The sequence below is a fragment of the Mesorhizobium sp. M7A.F.Ca.US.014.04.1.1 genome (genome assembly GCF_003998745.1).
GTDB classification, from domain to species: Bacteria; Pseudomonadota; Alphaproteobacteria; order Rhizobiales; family Rhizobiaceae; genus Mesorhizobium; species Mesorhizobium ciceri.
The window spans coordinates 1-6049 of sequence record NZ_RZRW01000358.1; the positions used below are offsets into that span (position 1 = coordinate 1).

Below are 6049 nucleotides of genomic sequence, written 5' to 3' on the forward strand. Positions count from 1 at the left end.
CGCTTGTCCTGGTATAGCCGGTCGGTCGCCCGGTCGCTTTCCCTTCGTTCGGCGGGCCCACGCCGGCGGCGTGCGATAACGGCATAGGCCAACAGCACGATCAGCAACAATGGGCCGCCGGCAACGACGACCAACCACATGATATCTCCAAACATGGCGGCATCTCCTTTCCCAGACAACCGGCAAGGAGGAGAACCGTTCCGCGCAGCAGCAGGGTAATGCCACCTCGGTCATCAACTTACGGATTGCGTTCGTAGGTTCCGATGAGTTCTGCCTGCTCGAGCGAGTGTTTCTGCGCCTCCCGCCAGATGCGCTCGACGCCTGCGCTGGCCGGAATGGCAAGGCTCGGCGTGTCGAGCGCGGCCAGCCGGAAATGGTAATGGTGGACGCCATGTCCGACCGGGGGTTCAGGGCCGTCGTAATAGGCGTTGCCAAAATCATTTGTTGCTTGCCTAAGGGCACCGGGACCTGGCTTGCCGCTTTCCGCCTCGGGAAGTTCCCTTGTCTCCGCGGAGATGTTGAATACCGCCCAATGACCAAACGTTCCGCTCGGCGCATCAGGATCCTGAACGACGAGAACGAGGCTTTTGGCGTCGTCCGGTACTCCAGACCATTTCAGCGGCGGCGATACGTTTTTGCCGTCTCGTGTATATCTTTCGGGAATTGGTCCGCCTTCGGCAAAGGCGGCGCTGCTGAGGGCAAGTGGCATGGTTCACTCCTTCCGGGGAAGTTGATCGCAGCGATGCCAACGGCATGCTATTTGTTGGTCCGCATCTTTTGTCTTGGATCGATCCCGCCAGCAGCGGTCGTGTCGTTCTCGACATCGCCTTCGACCGTGTTCTCGCCTTCAAGCTCGAACTCTTCGCCTTCCTTGATCGTTCCCTTGGAAGTCCCGATACCAGGATTGTTCGCCAAGTCGGCATCGCTCGGTTTTTTCCATTTCGGATGTTTGGTTCCGGTCATGAGAAAACTCCTTCGACGGGATTTCAGTTTAAAAATGCAAGCCAGATGGGCCGTTCCGGTTCCAGGGCTCTGCTTCATCGGCTCGCCGCGCGCGCCGGTTAGAGCCCGAATGGATAGGTGTCGGGAACGCCGGTTCTTGCATGCTCCGGGCCAAGCGGCGTCACTGCCGCGGTTTTGTCGAACCATAGGAACGCGTCGAACTGCTGGGGCAGGGAAGCGTCCGCATAGTGGCTGCCCAGCTCGGTTTCCGGCCGGTAGATTACCCCGATGAATCGCTCCAGCCTACGTTCCAGCAGCCGCTCACGCAGCGTCTTGTCGCGCCCGAGGTCGAGCAGGAACCGCGACACAAGAGAATCGTGGCAAAGCCGTTCGTAGCTGTCGGCGTGCGACGCGCGAACCTGCTTCACCTCCATTTCGCCATCCCAGTCGCTTGCGGCCGCTACAGTGCCGGAATGCGTGCCCATACCGATTAGCGCTGCCTCATCGCCGAAACGCTGCCGGCAGAGCTGACCGATGTTCAGTTCGTCCCTGACGACACCCATCTCGGTAAAGCGGGCATCGCCGATATGGGAATTGTGCGCCCACACCACCGCCTTGGAGTTGGGGCCGCCGGCGTCCAACAAATGTTCCAAGGTCTCGAACATGTGGGTGTCGCGCAGGTTCCAGGACTCCGCACCGCCATAGTACATGATCCGGTAGTAGTGTTCGGCGGACGCGATCAGCCGAGCATTCTGACTGGCGTCGAGAAAGTCGGTTCCGTCCTGTTTTGCATAATCGAGTTGTCTGGCGAGCAAGTCCCGGCATTGTTCCAGCACGGCTTTCTCGCATTTTTTATAGCCGGCGGTGAGCACCGCACGGCCGTAGGTAGACGGTTCGTGTTGCCAGGGCGTCAGGCAACCATACCGTTCGCGTGCAATCTTGGCTGCCTGGGGATCGACCCGGTCGAGATAGTCGAGGACCGCGCCTATGGACCCGCTCATATTGTAGATGTCCAGGCCGTAGAACCCTGCTTGCTCCGAAGGTTCTAGCTTCTCGTTGCGACGGCGCATCCAGTCGGAGAAGGCCGCGACATCGGTGTTGCGCCACATCCACGTCGGAAACCGCTGGAATGGCGCACCGGCGCCTGTTCGCGGCCGACGATGGCGAACGTAGCGGTCGATCGCCGCCGCATCGGGCCAGTCCGCCTCGACCGCGACGATGGTGAAGCCGTGCCGTTCGACGAGCCTGCGGGTGATCGCCGCGCGCGCCCTGTAGAACTCGGACGTGCCATGGCTTGCCTCGCCAAGCAGAACGACGCGCCGGTCGGCGAACCGGTCGAACAATGCGCCGAAGGCCGGATCGTCGAAATCGGGCAGCGGTTCAGCCGCGGCCGCGATCATATCGGGCAGGCTGATCGGATGCGGATGTCGAAGTGGACGACCGACCTTGGTGACGGTGCCGTTTTCCGACCAACCCTGCTCGCCGATGAGAGGGACGAAGCGCACGCCGCCGAAATCCTCCTCGCTGTAGGTTGCGGCACCTGTCCGGGTGACTTTGAGCAGGCGTTGCAAATCGGGGTCGTCGCCGACCGGAATGACGAGCCTGCCGCCGACATCGAGTTGCTCCTGAAGGGCGAGCGGTGCGCCGGGACCGCTGGCTGTCACCACGATGGCATCGAACGGCGCCGCCTGCGGCCAGCCCTTGGTGCCATCGCCTGTCCGGACCTCGATGTTTCGATAGCCGAGTTTTTCAAACCGCCGTTTCGCCGTTTCTGCCAAACCGGGATGACGCTCTATGGTGTAGACCTGTTCGACGATCCGGCTCATCACCGCGGCGGCGTAACCCGAGCCGGTGCCGATTTCGAGCACGTGGTCACCCGGTTTGACGTCCGCCATTTCGATCATGAATGCGACGATGTAGGGTTGCGATATGGTCTGGCCGTCGGCGATCGGCAGCGGCGTGTCTTCATAAGCAAATTCCTCGAAACCGGGTTCTACGAAGGCCTCGCGTGGAACTTCGCGCATCGCCTGCAGAATTTCACGGTCATGGATGCCACGCCGGCCGACGTGGATATTGACCATTCGATCACGGGCACGAGGAAGATCGAGCATTTTTTAGCTCCCTTTGGTGCAACGCTTCGAGGTTGTCCTTCGCGGTAGCTGCCTTGAACCTGGCCTTCGCGATTCCAGTTTCTAACCGCTGGAGGACTTCAAGGTTCCCGCCTATTTGCGGACAGAGCCGCTCGCTCCACCGGGATAGCGACCGGTCTCTTGGCCGCTCGGGTCGCGACACTGTCCCGGACGGCGGCAGTCGGGGGTTGCTCAAGCGCAAAGATGCCCCAGTTATCACCAGCGAACCGAAAGCTGGAGATGTCGATGAACGACAAGGCTGCCGCGACGCCGCAGGCTATCGGCCACGAACGGATCGACCTCATGGACCGTTACTGGCGCGCCGCGAATTACATCTCGGTCGGCCAGATCTATCTGCTCGCCAATCCGCTGTTGCGCGAACCGTTGAAGGCCGAGCACGTCAAGCCTCGGTTGCTTGGCCATTGGGGCACGACGCCGGGCCTGAATTTTCTCTACCTGCATCTGAACCGCGTTATCCGCGAACGCGACTTCGATGTTCTGTTTATCTGCGGCCCGGGCCATGGCGGTCCCGCAATGGTCGCCAACACATGGCTCGAGGGCACCTATAGCGAGATCTATCCCGATATCGGGCAGGGCGAAGACGGCCTCAGGAAACTGTTCCGGCAGTTTTCCTTTCCCGGTGGCGTGCCAAGCCATGCCGCGCCCGAGACGCCAGGCTCCATCCATGAGGGCGGCGAATTGGGATATGCATTGGTTCATGCCTTCGGTGCGGCCTTCGACAATCCGGGTCTGGTGGTTGCCTGCGTCGTTGGTGACGGCGAAGCCGAGACCGGTCCGCTGGCGGCGGCATGGCATTCCAACAAGTTCCTGAACCCAGCGTCGGACGGCGCCGTCCTGCCGATCCTGCATCTCAACGGCTACAAGATCGCCAATCCGACGATCCTCGGCCGCATGGACGATCAGGAATTGCGAGACCTTTTCGCCGGCTATGGCTACGAACCGTTCTTCGTCGAAGGCCACGAGCCGCTTGCCATGCACCGGTCCATGGCCGCGACGCTCGACACGGTGCTCGATCGCATCCGTTCCATTCAGGAGCAGGCACGGGCTCCGGGATGGCATGGTCAACGCCCGAAATGGCCGATGATCGTGCTGCGCAGCCCCAAGGGATGGACCGGGCCGAAGGAAGTCGATGGCGAAAAAGTCGAGGGTTTCTGGCGCTCGCATCAAGTGCCGGTATCGAACGCTCGAGGGAATGAGGAGCACCGCAAGATCCTCGAAAACTGGATGCGAAGCTACGAACCGGGAGAGCTGTTCGACGAAAGCGGGCACCTGTTGCCGGAGCTTGCGGCACTTGCCCCGACAGGGACAAGGCGCATGGGCGCAAGCCCGTACGCAAATGGCGGCCTGCTGAAGCGCGATCTGATGCTTCCAGATTGGAAAAGCCTGGCCCTGGAAGTGCCGCGTCCAGGTGGCGTCATTGCCGAGGCGACGCGGATTTGCGGAAGCTATCTTCGCGAGGTGTTCCGCCTCAATGCCGAGGCGCGAAACTTCCGCCTGATGGGGCCGGACGAGACATCCTCCAACCGCCTCGACGACGTGTTCGAGGTCACCGATCGGATCTGGATGGAGCGCATCGAGCCCTATGACGTCCATCTTTCCCGTGATGGTCGCGTCATGGAAGTGCTGAGCGAGCATCTCTGCCAGGGCTGGCTTGAAGGCTATCTGCTCACCGGCCGCCATGGCCTGTTTTCATGCTATGAGGCCTTCATTCATATCGTCGATTCGATGGTCAACCAGCATGCCAAATGGCTGAAGACCTCCGGCGAGCTCGCTTGGCGCAAGCCGATCGCCTCGCTCAATTACCTTTTGACCTCGCATGTCTGGCGGCAGGATCACAATGGTTTCAGCCATCAGGATCCGGGCTTTGCCGATCTGGTCGCCAACAAGAAGGCCGACACGGTAAGGCTCTATTTCCCGCCGGACGCCAACACCCTGTTGTGGATCACCGATCATTGCCTGAGAACCTATAACCGCATCAATGTCATCACCGCCGGCAAGCAGCCGGGACCGCAATGGCTGTCCATTGAAGAAGCCGGAGCGCATTGCAAAGCTGGAGCGGGCATCTGGGAATGGGCCGGCACGGTTGCTCAGCACGAGGAGCCCGATGTGGTCATGGCCTGCGCCGGCGATGTGCCGACCCTGGAAACACTGGCCGCGACAGACATTCTGCGCTCCGCGATCCCCGACCTGAAAATCCGCGTCGTCAATGTTGTCGATCTGATGACATTGCAGTCGAACACGGAGCATCCGCACGGCCTGCCCGACGGGGACTTCGACGCGTTGTTCACGAAAACACGGCCCGTCATCTTCGCCTATCACGGCTATCCCTATCTCATTCATCGCCTGACATACCGCCGCGCCAACCATGACAACATGCATGTGCATGGCTTCCGCGAGGAGGGCACCACGACGACGCCATTCGACATGGTGGTGCTCAATGAACTCGACCGCTACCATCTCGCGCTCGCCGCCATCGAACGCGTGCCGGGACTGGCCGAAAGGGCCGAAGGGCTTGCCGGCGAACTCCACGGCAGGTTGGCGAAGCACAAGGCCTATGTGCGCGAGCACGGCGAAGACATGCCCGAAATCCAGAAATGGAGCTGGCCCGACAAAGCCGCGACAAAGGGGCGCCAATGATGCGTCGGTCGATCCTGGCGCTGAATGCCGGCTCGTCCAGCATCAAGTTTGCGCTTTACGATCTTGTCTCATCACGGGATATGCAACTCGTTTCACGCGGCACGCTGGACCTGGGCGACAAACCCACACTGCGCGCAAAAGCGGCCGACGGAACGGGGCAGTGCGATCGGCCGCTCACCGCCGACAAGCGGCATGACGCGGCCATAGGCGAGATGCTGAATTGGGTGCAGGGCGAAATTGGGGAAAGAAACCTGATCTGCGCCGGCCATCGCATCGTGCATGGCGGAAGCGAGTTCATCGAACCTGTCCGTCTGACCACA

4 protein-coding genes and 1 pseudogene are annotated in these 6049 nt (G+C 61.1%); 2 read left to right on the forward strand and 3 right to left on the reverse strand.

The genetic code is table 11. From position 1 onward, the window contains the following. Nucleotides 1–238: 238 nt before the first annotated feature. The 3 genes from EOA22_RS21825 to EOA22_RS21835 form a co-directional block, all read right to left on the reverse strand. On the reverse strand, nucleotides 239–709 hold the full coding sequence (locus EOA22_RS21825) for a YbhB/YbcL family Raf kinase inhibitor-like protein (RefSeq protein WP_013531529.1): 471 nt from the start codon (nucleotides 707–709) through the stop codon (nucleotides 239–241). Between the two features lie 47 nt (nucleotides 710–756). Next, on the reverse strand, nucleotides 757–963 hold the full coding sequence (locus EOA22_RS21830) for a hypothetical protein (protein WP_013531530.1): 207 nt from the start codon (nucleotides 961–963) through the stop codon (nucleotides 757–759). Between the two features lie 98 nt (nucleotides 964–1061). Continuing rightward, entirely contained in the window at nucleotides 1062–3053 is a 1992-nt protein-coding gene (locus EOA22_RS21835; RefSeq protein ID WP_063168033.1) for a protein-L-isoaspartate(D-aspartate) O-methyltransferase, read from the reverse strand. Between the two features lie 264 nt (nucleotides 3054–3317). Between EOA22_RS21835 and EOA22_RS21840 the strand changes: the two genes are divergently transcribed. Together EOA22_RS21840 and EOA22_RS21845 are read left to right on the forward strand one after the other, a co-directional pair. Further along, a complete protein-coding gene (locus tag EOA22_RS21840) occupies nucleotides 3318–5729 on the forward strand; it encodes a phosphoketolase family protein (RefSeq protein WP_127390212.1) in 2412 nt (803 codons plus the stop codon). Next, nucleotides 5729–6049: pseudogene (locus tag EOA22_RS21845) on the forward strand (acetate kinase); the annotation flags it as partial. The gene EOA22_RS21840 and the pseudogene EOA22_RS21845, both read left to right, overlap by 1 nt.

What these genes read in the sequence shown, in the direction of transcription:
- EOA22_RS21840 (WP_127390212.1), top strand. Translation starts at nt 3,318, where the DNA reads ATGAACGACAAGGCTGCCGCGACGCCGCAGGCTATCGGCCACGAACGG.
- EOA22_RS21825 (WP_013531529.1), bottom strand. Translation starts at nt 709, where the DNA reads ATGCCACTTGCCCTCAGCAGCGCCGCCTTTGCCGAAGGCGGACCAATT.
- EOA22_RS21830 (WP_013531530.1), bottom strand. Translation starts at nt 963, where the DNA reads ATGACCGGAACCAAACATCCGAAATGGAAAAAACCGAGCGATGCCGAC.
- EOA22_RS21835 (WP_063168033.1), bottom strand. Translation starts at nt 3,053, where the DNA reads ATGCTCGATCTTCCTCGTGCCCGTGATCGAATGGTCAATATCCACGTC.